The following is a 15,434-nucleotide window of genomic DNA, read 5'->3' as shown; positions in this document are numbered from 1 at the left end:
GGACGGCGTCTTCGCCGAGATGCTCAAGCTGGACGCCGTCAAACGCTAGGCGGGCTCCTCCATTGGTCGCGGGGCAGGCAGCTCTGGACTGCCTGCCCCGCGCCAGCCATCATGAAATGAGGCGCAGGGACTTCGCCGACCGCTACAGCACGGCCGCTCCTTGCGCGGCGGAGGCGCAGCGACATGTCACCCAGGATCGAGCCCGCGGACCGCGCCGTGGGAGGCGCTGCCCCCGGCGCCCCGGACCGATTCCTGACCGACTACTACGAACACGTGGCCGATGATGATGTCCGCGACTACACCACGGACACGCTCCTGGAGCGTGCGCGGTACCACCGTTCATTGGCGGATCGGCGGGCTCCCGGGCAAGCTGTGATCGGCATCCTGAACGAGGCCGATGCCAGCCTCGTAGCGATTGTCACCGAGGACATGCCCCACCTGGTCCCGTCGGTCACCGCGGAAATCGCCAGCGACAACACCTCCATCCGGCTCCTGGTCCACCCCACTTTTACAGTCACCCGGGATGCAGCCACCCATCGCCTGATCGACGTCCGCCACGGTCCCCTGCGGACGGGCCTCCGGTCCGGCGTCGAGCCTTCCGCCTCGGTCACCGCCGTGTACCACGACGACGGCGGACCCCTCACCGAGGCATGGATCGCCGTCGAGATTTCCCGGCTTCCGGACGACGCGGGTGCCGAGCGCCTCGTTGAGCGGCTGCAAAACGTCCTTGGCGATGTCCGGGCAGCCGCAGAAGATACCGCCGCGATCCACCAGGAACTTGCCGACGAAGTCCGCCGTTTGGACGGGTTGTCTCAGACCGTTCCCGCAGCGCGGGAGGTCCAAGAGTTGGTGCGCTGGCTGGACGACGGGAATTTCGTGTTCCTCGGCTGCCGCGGACGGAAGGGTCTCGGCCTGCTGAGGAATGTGGCGGTCACCGCGTCCGAAGGTGAGACCTCCGAAGGTGAGCGATCCGCAAAGCCGTCCGCCGTACGCGGCGCAGCTCCCGTCCTCAGCCTCACCAAGTCCACCCTCCGTTCAACGGTCCTCCGGCGCGCCTACCTCGACGAAATCAGCCTGACTGCGGATGAAACAAGAGGCGAGCGCACCTTCGTTGGCCTTTTCGCTCCCAGCTCGGCTTCCCGCTCTGCACTCCAGATTCCCTTCATCCGGGACACCGTGGATGAGGTGTTGCGGACGTTCGGCTATTCGCCCACATCACATCGCGGCAAGGAGCTCCTGGCAGTGGTGGAGGCCTATCCCCGCGACGAGCTCTTCCACATCGACGCCCGGCAGCTGGCCGAGCACGCGCGCGAAATCCTGCGCCTCCAAGAACGGCACAGCACACGGTTATTCCTTCGCCCGGACTCACACAACCGGTTCATGACGGCACTCGTCTTCCTGCCGCGCCAACGCTTCAGCACGGCCGTCCGGCTCAACATTGAACGCGAGCTTCGCGAGGCCTTGGGCTCCGAAGAAATCGAGTTCGAGCTCCGACTGGGCGAATCCGCCATGGCCCGCGTGTTCTTCCGTGTCCTGTTGCCACACGAGGGGGCGCCCGCCGTCGTCGATCCTGCGGTACTGGAGCAGCGGATCATCGCGGCCACGCGCTCCTGGGCCGAAGGCCTGGACGAGGCCCTGCATGCAAGGTTCCCCGCGGACGAAGCCGCCCGGCTGTCCCGGCAATGGGCCAGCGCCTTTCCAGCCAGCTACAAGGCCGACTACGAGGTGGAAGACGCGATTCAGGACATCGTCCGGTTCGAGAGTTTCGCGCCCCGGGACGGGGACATGCGAGACGACGACACCGTAGACCCTCTGCTGACCGTGTACAAGCGCCCGGGGACTGCCGTCCTTGCGGAGGACGCGCGGATTCGGCTCTATTTGACCCGCCCGCAGAGCCTGACGCAGATTCTGCCCATCTTCCACAATCTGGGTTTGCGCGTCCTGGACCAGCGGCCATTCGATGTGCAGCGTGCCGACGGGCGGTCCTTCTTCCTGTACGACCTCGGGCTTGTGTACCCGCGCGGGGTTGATCCGGTGGGAACGGGCGAACTGCTGGCCGGTTCGTTCTGCGCCGCGATGCGGGGAGATGCGGAGACCGATGCCTTCGATGCCCTGGTCATCCGGGAGGGGATTGACTGGCGGCGGACAGCCATCCTGCGTGCGTATGCGAAGTACCTTCGGCAGTTGGGGAGCACCAATTCCTACGGGTTCATCGCGGACACCCTCCGCGAGAATCCCCGCGCCACACGCGCTTTGCTTTCACTTTTCGAGGCGAAGTTCGATCCGGACCGGTTCGAACCTGACCTGTTTGATCCTGAGCTGCTCCGGCCCAAGCCGGTTGAGCCGGTGCCCGCTGGAAGTGACGTGTTCGAAGTGGACGGCAGCAAGTACACCTCCAGGACACGGGCCACCAACGCCGCCCGCAAGGAACTGGCGGAAGCCATCGACGCCGTACCGGTCCTCGACGCCGACCGCCTGCTGCGTTCGCTGGCGAGCCTGGTGGAGGCCACGCTCCGCACCAACTTCTACCTGGTCAAGCCGTACATGAGCTTCAAGCTCAACCCCTCCAACATCCCGGCCGCACCCGCACCCCGCCCACTCTACGAAATTTGGGTCTACTCGCCGCGGGTGGAAGGCGTCCATTTGCGTTTCGGCGCGATTGCCCGCGGTGGCTTGCGCTGGTCCGACCGCCGTGAGGACTTCCGCACGGAGGTCCTGGGACTCGTGAAGGCCCAGACCGTCAAGAACGCCGTGATCGTTCCCACCGGAGCCAAGGGTGGTTTCTACTCCAAACAGCTTCCCGATCCCGCCGAAAACCGGGCGGCCTGGCTGGCCGAGGGCCAGGAAAGCTACCGGATCTTCATTCGTGGACTGCTGGACATCACGGACAATCTGGTTGCCGGACTCGACGGCGGGACAAACGGTCGCGCGGTCCGGCAACGCGCGGTCCCCCAACGCACTGTCCCCGCGCAACGAGTGGTCCCGCCGGCACGCGTCGTCCGGCACGACGGCGACGACTACTACCTCGTAGTGGCTGCGGACAAAGGCACGGCCACGTTCTCCGACATCGCCAACGCGCTGGCCGCAGAGTACGGATTCTGGCTTGGCGATGCGTTCGCGTCCGGCGGTTCGGTGGGCTATGACCACAAGCAGATGGGCATCACCGCGCGCGGCGCCTGGGAGTCCGTGCGGCAACATTTCAGCGAGCTACTGATCGACTCCAGCACTGAGGATTTCACGGTGGTGGGCATCGGCGACATGAGCGGCGATGTGTTCGGAAACGGCATGCTGCTTTCAAAACATATCAAGCTGGTGGCGGCCTTCGATCACCGGCACATTTTCCTGGATCCCACGCCTGACCCGGCCGTTTCCTTCGCCGAGCGGAAGCGGCTCTTCAAGCTCCCCCGCTCGTCCTGGGCCGACTACAACCCTGCCAAGCTCAGTCCCGGCGGAGGTGTGTTCTCCCGGCTCGAGAAATCAATCGGCCTCACCGAACCGGTCCGCCTCGCCTTGGGATTGGATGAAAGTGCGACGGCGATGACCCCGCCTGAGCTGCTCAAGGCAGTCCTCATGGCGCCCGTCGACCTGCTGTACAACGGCGGAATCGGCACCTACGTCAAGGCCTCCACGGAGACGCATGCCGACGGCGGAGACAAATCGAACGATGCCATCCGGGTCAACGCCGCCCAACTGCGGACCCACATCATTGCCGAGGGTGGAAATCTGGGCATCACCCAACGGGGCAGGATCGAGGCCGCGCTGGCCGGGATCCTCGTGAACACCGATGCCATCGACAATTCGGCAGGCGTTGACTGCTCGGACCACGAGGTGAACATCAAGATCTTCCTTGACCAGATGATCACAGCAGGCAAGATGCCCCCGAACGAAAGGACGGGCTTCCTGCACTCCCTCCAGGACGAAGTAGGGCGGCTCGTCCTGAAAACCAACGTTGACCAAAACGTCCTCCTCCTCAATGACAAACAGTTGGTCCTCCGATGGAGCCCGAGCTTCGAACGGACCATGGACTGGCTCGACTCGGCTACGGACCTGGACCGGAAGCTCGAATGCCTGCCGACTACCGCGGAGCTTCGCGAACGCGTAGAGACCGGGGTGGGACTGACTTCGCCCGAACTCGCTGTACTGGCTGCCTATGCCAAGATCGAGCTGGCCAAGGAACTGACCGAAGGTGGGCTCGCGGACGATCCATGGTTCTCGCAAACGCTGCGGGAGTATTTCCCCCGCCAACTCTCGGAACGGTTCGGCGATGACCTCTCTATGCATCCTTTGCGCCGCCAAATCGTCGCCACGGTGGTCGCCAACGACATGATCAACCTCGGCGGCATAGCCTTCGCGTTCCGTGCCATGGAGGAAACGACCGTTTCGGCGGCCGCGGTGGCGCGTGGATTCGTGGTGATGCGCCATATCTGGGACTTCGATTCCGTCACTGAAGCCCTGGCCCAAGTGCCGGCAAGCATTCCCAAGGAACACGTATGCGCTGTGGCCTTGGACATGCGGCGCCTCCTTGACCGGTCCACCCGCTGGTACGTCACCCACGATTTCCGGGACAAACCCATTGCGGACGCCATTGCGCGGCTCGAACGGCCAATGTCCCTGATGCGGGCCAATTTCACGAGCTTCCTGCACGGCATCAACCTGGCCCACTCGTTGAACCGCCTTGCCCACACTGATTCGGTGGGCCTGCCCCACGATTTGGGCATCAGGGCCTCCGAACTCCTGGTCAGCTACGGCCTTTTGGACATTTCCGCGATCGCTGAAGAACTGCAAGAGCCGGTCGCAGCAGTGGCGGAGGTCTACTTTGCCGTGTTCGAAAGGATCTCGGCCATCCCCTTGCTGGAACACATCACGCTGTTGCCGCGGGACACGCACTGGGAAGCGTTGGCGCGTGCAGCCCTCCGTGACGACATGTACCTGATTCTTGCCGACATGACCAAGGCGGTGGTCCGGCACACTCCACGCTCCTCGGAGGAAACTTCCGACCCCCTAGAGCGGATCATGGATTGGGAACGCGGAAACACCGAACAACTCGCGCGCGTCCAGGACACCATCAAGGCGGCCATCAAGCCCGGTCCGGTGGACATCGCGGCACTCTCGGTAGCCGTGAAGCTCCTTCGGGCCATGGTCCGCCGGTGACCCAGCTCCCAGAATGACAGACATCCCATGACACTTTGCTATCTTTTATGCAGGAATTGCCGCTCCCCCCGCGGCATCCTGCAGAAGGAGGCCCCCAATGAGCACAGCCACAATAGAACACAACGAGATCCATTTGTCCTTTTCATCCGTCAATGAAGTCCACGCAGGACTTGACCGTGCAGTCGGCACGCTCATCGAAGCCGCAGCCGAAAACGGCCGTTGCGGGATCCTTGTGACCCGCCGCGAGCCCGGAAGCTACACCGTTGCCCTGGACGAGTCCGTGCCATTCGGCCAGACCCGCGAGGTCCTCGCCGCCTAGGAACAGGTACAGACAACAAAACCGGGGCTTGTTTTCCAGACCACGCCAAGAAGGCGCGGAGTGGGAAACAAGCCCCGGTTTTTTGACCTAAACGGCCACTACGCTCGGCGCAGCTCCACGCCGTCGGACTTCATGAAAAGCTGCTTGGCGGCTTCGTCGGCGCCGGGTCCTGCCGGTTCAAGCCACACAACGTTGCCGCTGCCCGAGACTTCCTGCACCTCCCCCGCCGCGACCACGTGCGCGTGCCTTACGACTTCGATCCGCTCCCCCACCTTCAACGTTCCCCAGTTGGAAACGACGGCGGACTGTGCGATTCGCCTGGACAGGACTGTCCCGCGTGCCTTCATTGAACTTCTACCCCTTTGTGGATGTTCGTTACTTCAGTTGTCAACGGATATTCCCCAGCAGGCCCACGACATCGTCGGCGTGGACATGCCGTACCCCATAAGTTCTACTACACAGAAAAGCGCCCCGGGGCACGTATTGCCAAACATTTCCGGGGCGCTTCCTAATGTTCACTCGAACGGTATTTTGTTCGGCGTCAGGCGAGAATTCCGACGGCGGATTCGGCGGCCGCACGGACCTCGCCAGCGCCTACAAGACGGTCCGCCGCTTCCAGCTCAGGTGAGAGGAAACGGTCAGTTCCAGGACCGTCGACCACGCCGCGCAGCACCTCGATCACGGCAGCGCCAGCTGGCCCCGGAGTGAGTTCCCCACCGGACAGTTGGGTGCGGATGTCGAGGGCACGGGTGCTCGTCACAAGTTCCACGGCCAGGACCCGGCGCAGGTTCTCGATGGCCTTGCGGAGCTTGCGAGCCGCGTGCCAACCCATGGAGACGTGGTCCTCCTGCATGGCGGAGCTCGGGATGGAGTCCACCGACGCCGGAACGGCCAGGCGCTTGTTGTCCGAGACGAGGCCGGCCTGGGTGTACTGCGCGATCATGAGGCCAGAGTCCACGCCTGGATCGTCGGCAAGGAACGCCGGGAGTCCGTGCGAGCGGGCCGGGTCCAGTATGCGGTCCGTGCGGCGCTCGGCGATGGAGGACAAGTCCGCGACGGCGATCGCCAGGAAGTCCAGCACATAGGCCACCGGGGCGCCATGGAAGTTTCCGTTGGAAGACACTCGTCCGTCCGGGAGCACCACGGGGTTGTCGATGGCAGCTGCCAACTCGCGGGAAGCAACCAGCTCAGCGTGCGTCACGGTGTCGCGGACTGCGCCGGCTACCTGGGGTGCGCAGCGGAGCGAGTACGCGTCCTGGACCTTGGTGTCATTGACGCGGTGCGAAGCAACGATCGGCGAGTTGGAAAGCACCCGCAGCATGTTGTCCGCGCTGGCAGCCTGGCCCGGGTGGGGACGCAGGGCCGCGTGCAGCTCCGGCAGGAACACCTGGTCAGTGCCGAGCAGCGCCTCGACGCTGAGCGCGGCGGTGATATCCGCCGTCGTGAGCAGCAAGTGCAGGTCGGCGATGGCCATCAGGAGCATGCCGAGCATGCCCTCGGTGCCGTTGACCAGCGCGAGGCCTTCCTTTTCCGCCAGGACTACCGGCTCAATGCCGTGCGCGGCGAGGAGCTCGGCAACCGGCTTCTTTCCGGCGGCTCCGTAGAGCTCGCCGTCGGGGCCGGTGGCTTCGCCTTCGCCCATCAGGACCAAGGCGCAGTGGGACAGCGGGGCGAGGTCGCCGGAGCAGCCGAGAGATCCGAATTCACGGACTACGGGGGTGATTCCTGCATTGAGGACGTCCACCATGGTCTGCAGAACCACGGGGCGAACGCCCGTACGGCCCGACGCCAGGGTCTTCGCGCGCAGGAACATGATGCCGCGGACCACTTCGCGCTCCACGGCCGGGCCCATGCCGGCGGCGTGGCTGCGGATCAGCGACTTCTGCAGCTGGGTACGGAGCTCGTTGGGGATGTGGCGGTTGGCCAGGGCACCGAAGCCCGTCGAGACGCCGTACGCCGGAACCTCGCTGTGGGCGAGGCTGTCGATGTGGGCGCGGACTTTGGCGACCGTGTCCAGGGCTTCCTGGGAGATGGTCACCCTGGCGTCGTGGCGTGCGACGGCGACGACGTCCTCCGGCGTGACTCCGCTGGAGCCGAGGATGACCGTCTGGCGGCCAAGGGATGTTGCAGTAATAGTCACGGTGTTCCTACTTGCTTTCTTCCATCGGGATGCGGACGCCGCGTTCGTGGGCGACTTCGACGGCGCGTTCGTAGCCGGCGTCGACGTGGCGGATGACGCCCATGCCGGGGTCGTTGGTGAGGAGGCGTTCGAGCTTCTGGGCTGCGAGGTCGGTGCCGTCGGCCACGGAGACCTGGCCGGTGTGGATGGAGCGGCCGATGCCCACGCCGCCGCCGTGGTGGATGGAAACCCAGGTGGCGCCGGAGGAGGCTGCGGTCAGGGCGTTCAGCAGCGGCCAGTCGGCGATCGCGTCGGAGCCGTCCTTCATGGCTTCGGTCTCGCGGTACGGGGAGGCCACGGAGCCGGAGTCGAGGTGGTCGCGGCCGATCACGATGGGAGCCTTGACCTTGCCTTCCTTCACGAGCTGGTTGAACAGCAGGCCGGCCTTGTGGCGTTCGCCGTAGCCGAGCCAGCAGATGCGGGCCGGGAGGCCTTCGAATTCAACGCGTTCCTGGGCGGCGTCGATCCACTTGTGCAGGTGCTTGTTCTCCGGGAAGAGCTCCTTGATGGCTTCGTCGGTGACGCGGATGTCCTCCGGGTCACCGGAGAGGGCGACCCAGCGGAACGGGCCCAGGCCCTCGCAGAAGAGCGGGCGGATGTAGGCGGGGACGAAGCCGGGGAATTCGAAGGCGCGCCCGTAGCCGCCCTTGCGGGCCTCGTCGCGGATGGAGTTCCCGTAGTCGAAGACCTCGGCGCCGGCGTCCTGGAACTCGACCATGGCCTGTACGTGCCGGGCCATGGAGGCTTGGGCCTTCTTCGTGAAGCCTTCCGGATCGGCCTCGGCCTCGGTGTGCCATTCGGCCACCGTGATGCCCTCGGGGAGGTAGGACAGCGGATCGTGCGCGGAGGTCTGGTCGGTGACGACGTCTATGCTCAGCTCGCCGGCCTTGTGGCGGCGGAGCAGTTCGGGGAAGACTTCGGCAGCGTTGCCGACGTAGCCCACGGACCAGCCGCGGCGCTCTTCCTTGGCCTTCCGCACCTTGGCGATGGCGGTGTCCAGGTCGGTCTCGACCTCGTCCAGGTAGCGCTTGCCGACGCGGCGGAGCAGGCGGGTCTCGTCGACGTCCACGATCAGGCAGGCGCCGTCGTTCAAGGTAACGGCCAGCGGCTGGGCGCCGCCCATGCCACCGCAGCCACCGGTCAGGGTCAGGGTGCCGGCCAAAGGTCCCTCGGTGGAGGAGGTGCCCGCGGGGATGCGGCCTTCGGCCCGGAGCTTGTTCCCGACGGCGGCGAAGGTTTCGTAAGTGCCCTGCAGGATGCCCTGGGTGCCGATGTAGATCCAGGACCCGGCGGTCATCTGCCCGTACATCATCAAGCCCTCGGCCTCCAGGCGGCGGAATTCCGGCCACGTGGCCCAGTCCCCCACCAGGTTCGAGTTGGCCAGCAAAACGCGGGGCGCCCATTCATGGGTGCGGAAGACGCCCACGGGCTTGCCGGACTGCACCAGCAAGGTCTCGTCCTTCTCCATTGTCTCCAGGGTCCGGGTGATGGCGTCGAACGCGGCCCAGGACCGCACCGCACGGCCCGTGCCGCCGTACACCACCAGGTCATCCGGGCGCTCGGCGACCTCCGGGTCAAGGTTGTTCATCAACATGCGCAGCGGCGCCTCGGTCTGCCAGCTCTTCGCGGTCAGCTCGGTACCGCGGGCGGCCCGGACAGGACGGGCTCCGGTAGTGAAATCGGCGGGTGCCATGGTGACTCCTTTGTCTCTGGAGGTTGCTGGGTGTAAGTCCTTCTGTATCCAGTAGAGCCCTTCCGCAACCGTCTTGGAACGGCTTTAGGGAGTGTGCTGTCCGGGATTACAGACTCAACTAGATCGGTGGGGTGGGAAGCTATTGCCCCGGGCGGCCGTGGATGCGCACAGACAGCTCGTCCGCTGTTTTCCGGATGCGGGCGGCCAGCGTCGGCCATTCCTCAACCGGCACCCGGTCCTCGAGGAACGTCACGGCGACTGCCGCCGTCGGCCATCCCAAATGGTCGGTGACGGCAGCGGCAACTGAGCCGAAGCCTGGCGTAACTTCGCCGTGTTCAGTGGCGTAGCCGCGCTGCCGGACCTGGTCCAAGTGCGAGGACAAGGCCGAGTACTTCATGATGGGCGATTCCATCTCATGCCGGGCCGTGAAGGCGGCGGCATTCGGATACAGGGCCCTGACCTGAGATTTCGGCAGGGCAGCCAGGATGGCACGCCCGCTGGCGGTGAGGTGGCTGGGAAGCCGGACCCCGACGTCGGTCACCAGGGACGGACGGTTCTTGGCCCGCTCTTCCACGATGTAAAGCACATCGCGGCCATGCAGCACGGCCAAATGCGCGCTCTCGCCGATCGCATCCACGAGGGTGGCCAACATCGGGCGGCCGAGGCGCGACAAAGGCTCTTGCCGCGAGTAGGCCGAACTGAGTTCAAAGGCGCTAATGCCCAGTCCGTAGCGCTGTTCCTCGTGAAGGTGCAGGACGAAACCGTTGGCCTCCATGACACCAAGCAGGTGATAGACGCTGGACCGGGGCAGGCCCAGCGCGGTAGCGATGTTGGACGCTGCCATCGGGCCTCGCCGGGAAGCAAGCAACTTCAGGATGCGCAGGGTGTTCTCGGCGGCAGGGACCTTGGAAGCGGCCCGGCCTTGGGTGGACGGCTGTATGGTCATGGCTCCTCTTCGAGTGCACGGTCATGCCCGGCACGCCCTTCTGCCACCAAGGCGAAAATCGGAGTGTCCGGGATCCCGTACTTAAGCGTGCACCCCCCGGGGCGGTTCGGATACCAATCAGAACATCTATCTGTCTGGAATCCCAGACATAGGCAACCCCGTTGTCAGCCATCAGCCAGTGCCACTGCGACTACTACTTTGCCCCGCACGCCGCGGCCGTGCGCATACCGGATTGCGTCGGGAGCGCCGGCGAGGGGAAAGGTCTTGTCGATGAAAGGCGTGACTTTGCCTGCCTCAATCAACCCCGTCAGGAAGCGCAGGTCTTCCTGACGTTCCACGGCCATCAGGCCACTCAGCTTTTGGCCCAGGAACAGCGACAGCATGGGCGCGCGAAGGGAGCGGTCAAAGCCACCCAGCCAACGGCCACCGCCTTCCCCGCCGACGATGACGAGCCGCCCGCGCGGGGCGAGTGCCCGCCGAAGCTGCTTGAGCGGACGGTTGCCCGCGGTGTCCAGGATGAGATCGTAGTGCGTGGTTCCATCGGTGACATCTTCGCTGGCGTAGTCGATGACGTGATCGGCGCCTGCCGATCGGACCACGTCCATTTTCGGCGCGCTGCACACGCCGGTTACCACCGCGCCGAACGCCTTCGCCAACTGGACGGCGAACAATCCCACCCCACCCGCCGCGCCGATGATCAGGACCTTCTCCCCCGCTTGCAGCTTCCCACTGTCCCGGAGGCCCTGCAGGGCGGTAGTGGCCGAAATAGGGACGGCCGCGGCCTGCTCGAAGTTGAGCGCGGACGGCTTCGGCGCAATCTTCTCCTCCTTGGCGCACGCGTACTCGGCAAATGAACCTTCGCACGTTCCGAAGACCTCGTCACCCGGCCGGAACTGTGTCACCTTCGCGCCGACGGATTCCACCGTGCCCGCCATATCCCTGCCACGGATGCGGTTCTTGGGCTTCCTTACCCCGAAGCCGAACGCCCTGGTGAGGTATGGGAGACCCGTCATCAGATGCCAGACGCCGGGATCGACGCCGGCAGCGCGGACCCGCACGAGGACCTCGCTTTCGCCGGGGACCGGTTTGTCGACGTCGGCAAACTCGAGCACATCTGCGGAGCCGTAGCTGTCTTGAACGATCGCTTTCATGATGTTTCTCCTTCGCTCTCCGGGTATTGGAACACGTCGTCGAGCGGCACGTTCAATACGCGGGCGATTTGGAATGCCATTTCAAGGGAAGGCGAATAGCGGCCCTGCTCGATGGCGATGATGGTCTGCCGGGTTACTCCGATACTGTCCGCCAATTGCGCCTGGGTCATTTCATCGCGGGCGAAACGGAGGGACCGGATGGAATTGGTGACCTTGGTCGGTTTCACCACGGCTGGAAACCCCGGCGGTAGGCGATGATCTTCGCAACGGATCCGAGCACCGCGGAGAGAACGAAGGCCAAGTAGATGACGTTGGCGATCCAAAAGTAATCCAACGTGGCCAGGGCCATGATGAGCGCCGCCACTGCGCCAATGATCACGAACGACTGGCCGATGTACTCGCCAAAGCGATAGATCTCCTTGTCCCGCTGGTCCTTGCCCGCGTTCTTGGGAGAAGCCATCCGGATCAGGATGTGAAGCACGATGGATACCCCAATCGACGCTCCGATCGTCCAGAGCATGGGCGCCACGTAGGGAACCTGGGTCAGCGAAGTGCTTGCCGCGCCGCCCAAGACGATGACGAGGTACGCCGCGTAGGAGCCTACCGCCAGCACGCCCATGATCCAGGCACTCTTTTCTTCGAATGACATTTCGACTCCCATGTAAAACAAAGCTGACATCGCAAATGTAAAGCTTGATTGACATTGAGTCAAGAGTTTTTGACCTACAGACCAAAGCCCCCATGGTCGAGGAACCACACGCCACCAAGGTCTGAGAACCGAGACAGCGATGCGCCGTGAGTCCCATCACAGGCCCTCCCGAAATGGTCTGCTGGTTAACAGTCCCCTCCCAATGACGAGAGAAGGTATTCGCATGCAGCAAGCACCAACAGCCGGCACGGCAGCGGCCAAAGCCGTCGAAGGCGCGGTAACCACCGTTCTCAGCCGCGGCCTCAGCGTCCGTCACATCCGCTTCATGGCCCTCGGTTCGGCCATCGGAACAGGCCTCTTCTACGGCTCCGCGTCTGCCATCCAAAAGGCGGGCCCGGCGGTTCTCTTCGCATACATCATCGGTGGCGCCGCCGTCTTCATGGTGATGCGCGCGCTAGGCGAAATGGCTGTCCGCCACCCCGTTTCCGGCTCATTCGGCCAGTACGCCAGCCGTTACCTCGGACCGTTGGCAGGCTTCATCACCGGATGGACCTACGTTTTCGAAATGGCCATCGTGGCGATCGCGGACGTGACAGCATTCAGCATCTACATGGGCTTCTGGTTCCCGCAGGTGGACCGCTGGATCTGGGTCCTGGCGATCATCCTGCTCCTTGGGGCCATGAACCTCCTGAGCGTCAAGGTTTTCGGAGAACTCGAGTTTTGGTTCTCGCTCATCAAGGTAGTGGCGATCATCGCCATGATTGCGGGCGGTGCGGCGATCATCGTGTTCGGCTTCCACACGGGCGACGGCGGTGCGGCACCGGGGCTGGGAAACCTCGTTGACCATGGCGGCCTGTTCCCGAACGGTTTCGAGGGGCTCCTGGCCTCGTTCGCCGTCGTCATGTTTGCCTTTGGCGGGATCGAAACGATCGGCATCACCGCAGGCGAGGCCGCAGACCCCAAGAAGGTCATCCCGCAGGCCGTGAACACCGTGCCCGTGCGTGTGCTGCTGTTCTACGTCCTGACTCTCGGAGTGCTCATGAGCCTGTTCCCCTGGAATGAAATCGGCAACAACGGCAGCCCGTTTGTGCAGATCTTCAGCGGCCTCGGCATTCCCGCGGCGCCCCACATCCTCAATGCCGTGGTGATCACCGCGGCGCTGTCCGCGATCAACAGCGATATCTTCGGCGCGGGACGCATCCTCTTCGGCCTCTCCCAGCAAGGTCACGCACCCAGGATTTTCGGCAAGATCTCGCGTCACGGGGTTCCGTGGATGACCGTTGTCCTGATGGGCGGGATCCTGCTGGTGGGCGTGGTGCTCAACGCGGTCATCCCTGAGAGCGTGTTCGTCATCATCGCCTCCATTGCCACTTTCGCGACCGTGTGGGTGTGGGCTTTGATCCTCGCCTCGCACGTGGCCATGAAGCGGGAGATCAAGCGCAAGGGACTGCCGGCGTCGGAATTCGCGTCGCCGTGGTGGCCCACCGCTTCCGTGCTGACAATTGCGTTCATGGCCATGGTGATCGTCATCCTTGGCGTCTTCGAGGACACCCGCGTGGCGTTGTACGTGGGTGCGGTATGGCTCGGGCTGCTGGTGTTGGCCTTCAAGCTGTGGGTTCGCGGCGGCGGTCGCGTTCGGGCCGACCTCGTTGACGAGACAGGCTCGATGCCCGTGGTTGCCCAGCGCTCCTCCTAACCCTCCCGCTTTCCCCAAATGTGCAGATCACGGCAGTGTTTTCGAAAACACTGCCGTGATCTGCCATCTCGCGGCAGTCACGAATGAAGGCCTATCATCAGGCATGGTTCCGTTAACCAATCTCCTGGCGTTTGCCCTGGCCTCTCTGGTCCTCATCGCAGTCCCTGGTCCCAGCGTGCTTTTCGTGATTGGGCGCTCCCTTGCCCTCGGCCGCAAAGGCGGACTCCTGAGCGTGCTCGGGAACGCATTGGGCATGGTTCCGCAGATCACCGCGGTGGCGTTGGGGCTCGGCGCGGTGCTGGCGCAGTCGATCCTACTGTTCAGTGTCGTCAAGTTCGCGGGCGCTGGGTATCTGATCTACCTCGGCGTGCAGGCGATCCGTCACCGCGGCGGGCGTTCGACGGCGGCCAGGCCGGCGCCGTCGCGGTCGGTGTGGCGGCTGATCCGCGAGGGTTTCATCGTGGGCGCGAGCAACCCGAAATCGATCGTGTTCTTCGTGGCAGTGCTACCCCAGTTCGTGGAATACGCCAGCGGCGGCATTCCGCTCCAACTCGCCGAGCTGGGAGCCGTCTTCCTGGTGATCGCCCTGGTCTCCGACAGTATGTGGGCACTTGCCGCAGGTACCGCCCGCCACTGGTTTGCGCGCTCCCCTCGCCGGATTTCGACACTGGGTGCGACGGGCGGGGTCATGATGATCGGGCTCGGCGGAACCTTGGCGCTCACGGGCACCAAGTCCTAGCGTGCACGCCCACGGGCATCCCAGCGACAATCGCGGAATCAGCCGGCCGGGAGCCAATCTACTACGTGCGCGTCTGCGTCATAGACCCGGCATACACGCTGTCCGTTCTGGGCAGGAGCATCAGCCAGCTTGAGGGTGGTCTTCATCAGAACGTCGTAGGCCGGCAGGCCGGACGCCCCCGTTGACCGTACCGGCGCCCCGGAGAAGGCGATAGAGACGACGATGTATGGCCGGGGCACCACCGTTCCGGTCACTGTTCCGGAACGGGCAGCGTCACTTCGCAGCCGGGCAGTGCAAATGTCCTCGATACGTTGGATCCCGGCTCCGTCGAGGCCCTGCGCCCCGGGAGCCGGCGCGGCCGGAGCCGGCACCGGTGCGGCTGATGCTTCCGGCTTGGAGCTGGCAGTCGGGGCGGGGGCTGGGGCCTGACTTGACGGCGCAGCACTAGGGGACGCATTCGCGGCGGGTGTTGAGGTGGCGGCACTCGGAGTCGCGGATGGCGCATTGTTGGCAGCCGAAGCAGAGGGAGTCGCGCTGGCGGTGACCGGCGTCGTGACGCCCTGAATCGACTGTGATCCTGTCTGCGTGGCATTGAGGGTAATCGCTCCCGCCAATCCGACCGCGACCACGCCCGCAACTACGATTCCTGCTTTTGCTGCTCGTTTCATTGTTCCCCACTCACGCTCCGAGCGTAGGGGCCGTTCGCCCGGCCTGGCTTGCGTAGCGCCTACCCGTCTTTTGCCCCTACTACTCGGGTGACCACTTGCTTGAATTGGGCCTCCTGTCCGAGTAGTTGACTAAGTGGCGTGAGTGGCCCGTGTGGCATAGCGGGTGAGAGTCACTCATGTGCCTCGTGCGCTCGGCGCCTACCCTAGACACATCGCAACTGCAAGGGAGTGGTTCTGATGCTT

Annotated in this window: 12 protein-coding genes; 4 read left to right on the top strand and 8 right to left on the bottom strand. The window is 64.4% G+C overall.

Annotated features, from left to right (window positions below; translation table 11 throughout):
• Nucleotides 1-183 precede the first annotated feature (183 nt).
• Together OOZ51_RS16110 and OOZ51_RS16105 are read left to right on the top strand one after the other, a co-directional pair.
• On the top strand, nucleotides 184-5,151 hold the full coding sequence (locus OOZ51_RS16110; RefSeq protein WP_265980786.1) for an NAD-glutamate dehydrogenase: 4,968 nt from the start codon (nucleotides 184-186) through the stop codon (nucleotides 5,149-5,151).
• A 97-nt stretch (nucleotides 5,152-5,248) separates the two neighbouring features.
• The gene (locus OOZ51_RS16105) at nucleotides 5,249-5,470 is read left to right on the top strand and encodes a hypothetical protein (protein WP_265980785.1); all 222 of its coding nucleotides are present in this window, start codon (nucleotides 5,249-5,251) and stop codon (nucleotides 5,468-5,470) included.
• Between the two features lie 98 nt (nucleotides 5,471-5,568).
• Here OOZ51_RS16105 and OOZ51_RS16100 read toward each other — a convergent pair whose 3' ends face one another.
• The 7 genes from OOZ51_RS16100 to OOZ51_RS16070 form a co-directional block, all read right to left on the bottom strand.
• A complete protein-coding gene (locus OOZ51_RS16100; RefSeq protein WP_265980784.1) occupies nucleotides 5,569-5,817 on the bottom strand; it encodes a hypothetical protein in 249 nt (82 codons plus the stop codon).
• Between the two features lie 194 nt (nucleotides 5,818-6,011).
• Complete coding sequence (gene hutH / locus OOZ51_RS16095) at nucleotides 6,012-7,604, bottom strand: histidine ammonia-lyase (protein ID WP_265980839.1); 1,593 nt, start codon at nucleotides 7,602-7,604, stop codon at nucleotides 6,012-6,014.
• Between the two features lie 13 nt (nucleotides 7,605-7,617).
• Nucleotides 7,618-9,342, bottom strand: a complete 1,725-nt coding sequence (gene hutU / locus OOZ51_RS16090; protein ID WP_265980783.1) for a urocanate hydratase — start codon at nucleotides 9,340-9,342, stop codon at nucleotides 7,618-7,620.
• 139 nt (nucleotides 9,343-9,481) lie between these two features.
• Nucleotides 9,482-10,288 carry an IclR family transcriptional regulator gene (locus tag OOZ51_RS16085; RefSeq protein WP_265980782.1) on the bottom strand — a complete coding sequence of 269 codons (807 nt, stop codon included), beginning with the start codon at nucleotides 10,286-10,288 and terminating at the stop codon, nucleotides 9,482-9,484.
• Between the two features lie 164 nt (nucleotides 10,289-10,452).
• Nucleotides 10,453-11,439 (bottom strand): NAD(P)-dependent alcohol dehydrogenase, encoded by a 987-nt coding sequence (locus OOZ51_RS16080; protein WP_265980781.1) that lies wholly within the window; start codon nucleotides 11,437-11,439, stop codon nucleotides 10,453-10,455.
• Complete coding sequence (locus OOZ51_RS16075) at nucleotides 11,436-11,669, bottom strand: helix-turn-helix transcriptional regulator (protein ID WP_265980780.1); 234 nt, start codon at nucleotides 11,667-11,669, stop codon at nucleotides 11,436-11,438. The genes OOZ51_RS16080 and OOZ51_RS16075 overlap by 4 nt, the downstream gene beginning before the upstream one ends.
• Nucleotides 11,663-12,088 (bottom strand): hypothetical protein, encoded by a 426-nt coding sequence (locus OOZ51_RS16070; protein WP_265980779.1) that lies wholly within the window; start codon nucleotides 12,086-12,088, stop codon nucleotides 11,663-11,665. Before OOZ51_RS16070 ends, OOZ51_RS16075 begins: the two co-directional genes overlap by 7 nt.
• Nucleotides 12,089-12,311: 223 nt before the next feature.
• Here OOZ51_RS16070 and OOZ51_RS16065 point away from each other — a divergent pair, with 223 nt between their 5' ends.
• Nucleotides 12,312-13,784, top strand: a complete 1,473-nt coding sequence (locus OOZ51_RS16065; RefSeq protein WP_265980778.1) for an amino acid permease — start codon at nucleotides 12,312-12,314, stop codon at nucleotides 13,782-13,784.
• Nucleotides 13,785-13,887: 103 nt separating this feature from the next.
• Nucleotides 13,888-14,523 carry a LysE family translocator gene (locus OOZ51_RS16060; protein WP_265980777.1) on the top strand — a complete coding sequence of 212 codons (636 nt, stop codon included), beginning with the start codon at nucleotides 13,888-13,890 and terminating at the stop codon, nucleotides 14,521-14,523.
• A gap of 38 nt (nucleotides 14,524-14,561) precedes the next feature.
• Here the strand turns inward: OOZ51_RS16060 and OOZ51_RS16055 are convergent, their stop codons facing one another.
• Nucleotides 14,562-15,191, bottom strand: a complete 630-nt coding sequence (locus OOZ51_RS16055; RefSeq protein ID WP_265980776.1) for a hypothetical protein — start codon at nucleotides 15,189-15,191, stop codon at nucleotides 14,562-14,564.
• Nucleotides 15,192-15,434 lie beyond the last annotated feature (243 nt).

Origin of the sequence: Arthrobacter rhizophilus (genome assembly GCF_026241105.1) — a bacterium.
Classification (GTDB): domain Bacteria; phylum Actinomycetota; class Actinomycetes; order Actinomycetales; family Micrococcaceae; genus Arthrobacter.
This window is presented reverse-complemented; position numbering and strand designations above follow the sequence as displayed.

Excerpts from the sequence above, each read along its gene's own strand:
- OOZ51_RS16110 (WP_265980786.1), top strand. The coding sequence starts at position 184 with ATGTCACCCAGGATCGAGCCCGCGGACCGCGCCGTGGGAGGCGCTGCC.
- OOZ51_RS16105 (WP_265980785.1), top strand. The coding sequence starts at position 5,249 with ATGAGCACAGCCACAATAGAACACAACGAGATCCATTTGTCCTTTTCA.
- OOZ51_RS16100 (WP_265980784.1), bottom strand. The coding sequence starts at position 5,817 with ATGAAGGCACGCGGGACAGTCCTGTCCAGGCGAATCGCACAGTCCGCC.
- hutU (WP_265980783.1), bottom strand. The coding sequence starts at position 9,342 with ATGGCACCCGCCGATTTCACTACCGGAGCCCGTCCTGTCCGGGCCGCC.
- OOZ51_RS16085 (WP_265980782.1), bottom strand. The coding sequence starts at position 10,288 with ATGACCATACAGCCGTCCACCCAAGGCCGGGCCGCTTCCAAGGTCCCT.
- OOZ51_RS16080 (WP_265980781.1), bottom strand. The coding sequence starts at position 11,439 with ATGAAAGCGATCGTTCAAGACAGCTACGGCTCCGCAGATGTGCTCGAG.
- OOZ51_RS16070 (WP_265980779.1), bottom strand. The coding sequence starts at position 12,088 with ATGTCATTCGAAGAAAAGAGTGCCTGGATCATGGGCGTGCTGGCGGTA.
- OOZ51_RS16065 (WP_265980778.1), top strand. The coding sequence starts at position 12,312 with ATGCAGCAAGCACCAACAGCCGGCACGGCAGCGGCCAAAGCCGTCGAA.
- OOZ51_RS16060 (WP_265980777.1), top strand. The coding sequence starts at position 13,888 with ATGGTTCCGTTAACCAATCTCCTGGCGTTTGCCCTGGCCTCTCTGGTC.
- OOZ51_RS16055 (WP_265980776.1), bottom strand. The coding sequence starts at position 15,191 with ATGAAACGAGCAGCAAAAGCAGGAATCGTAGTTGCGGGCGTGGTCGCG.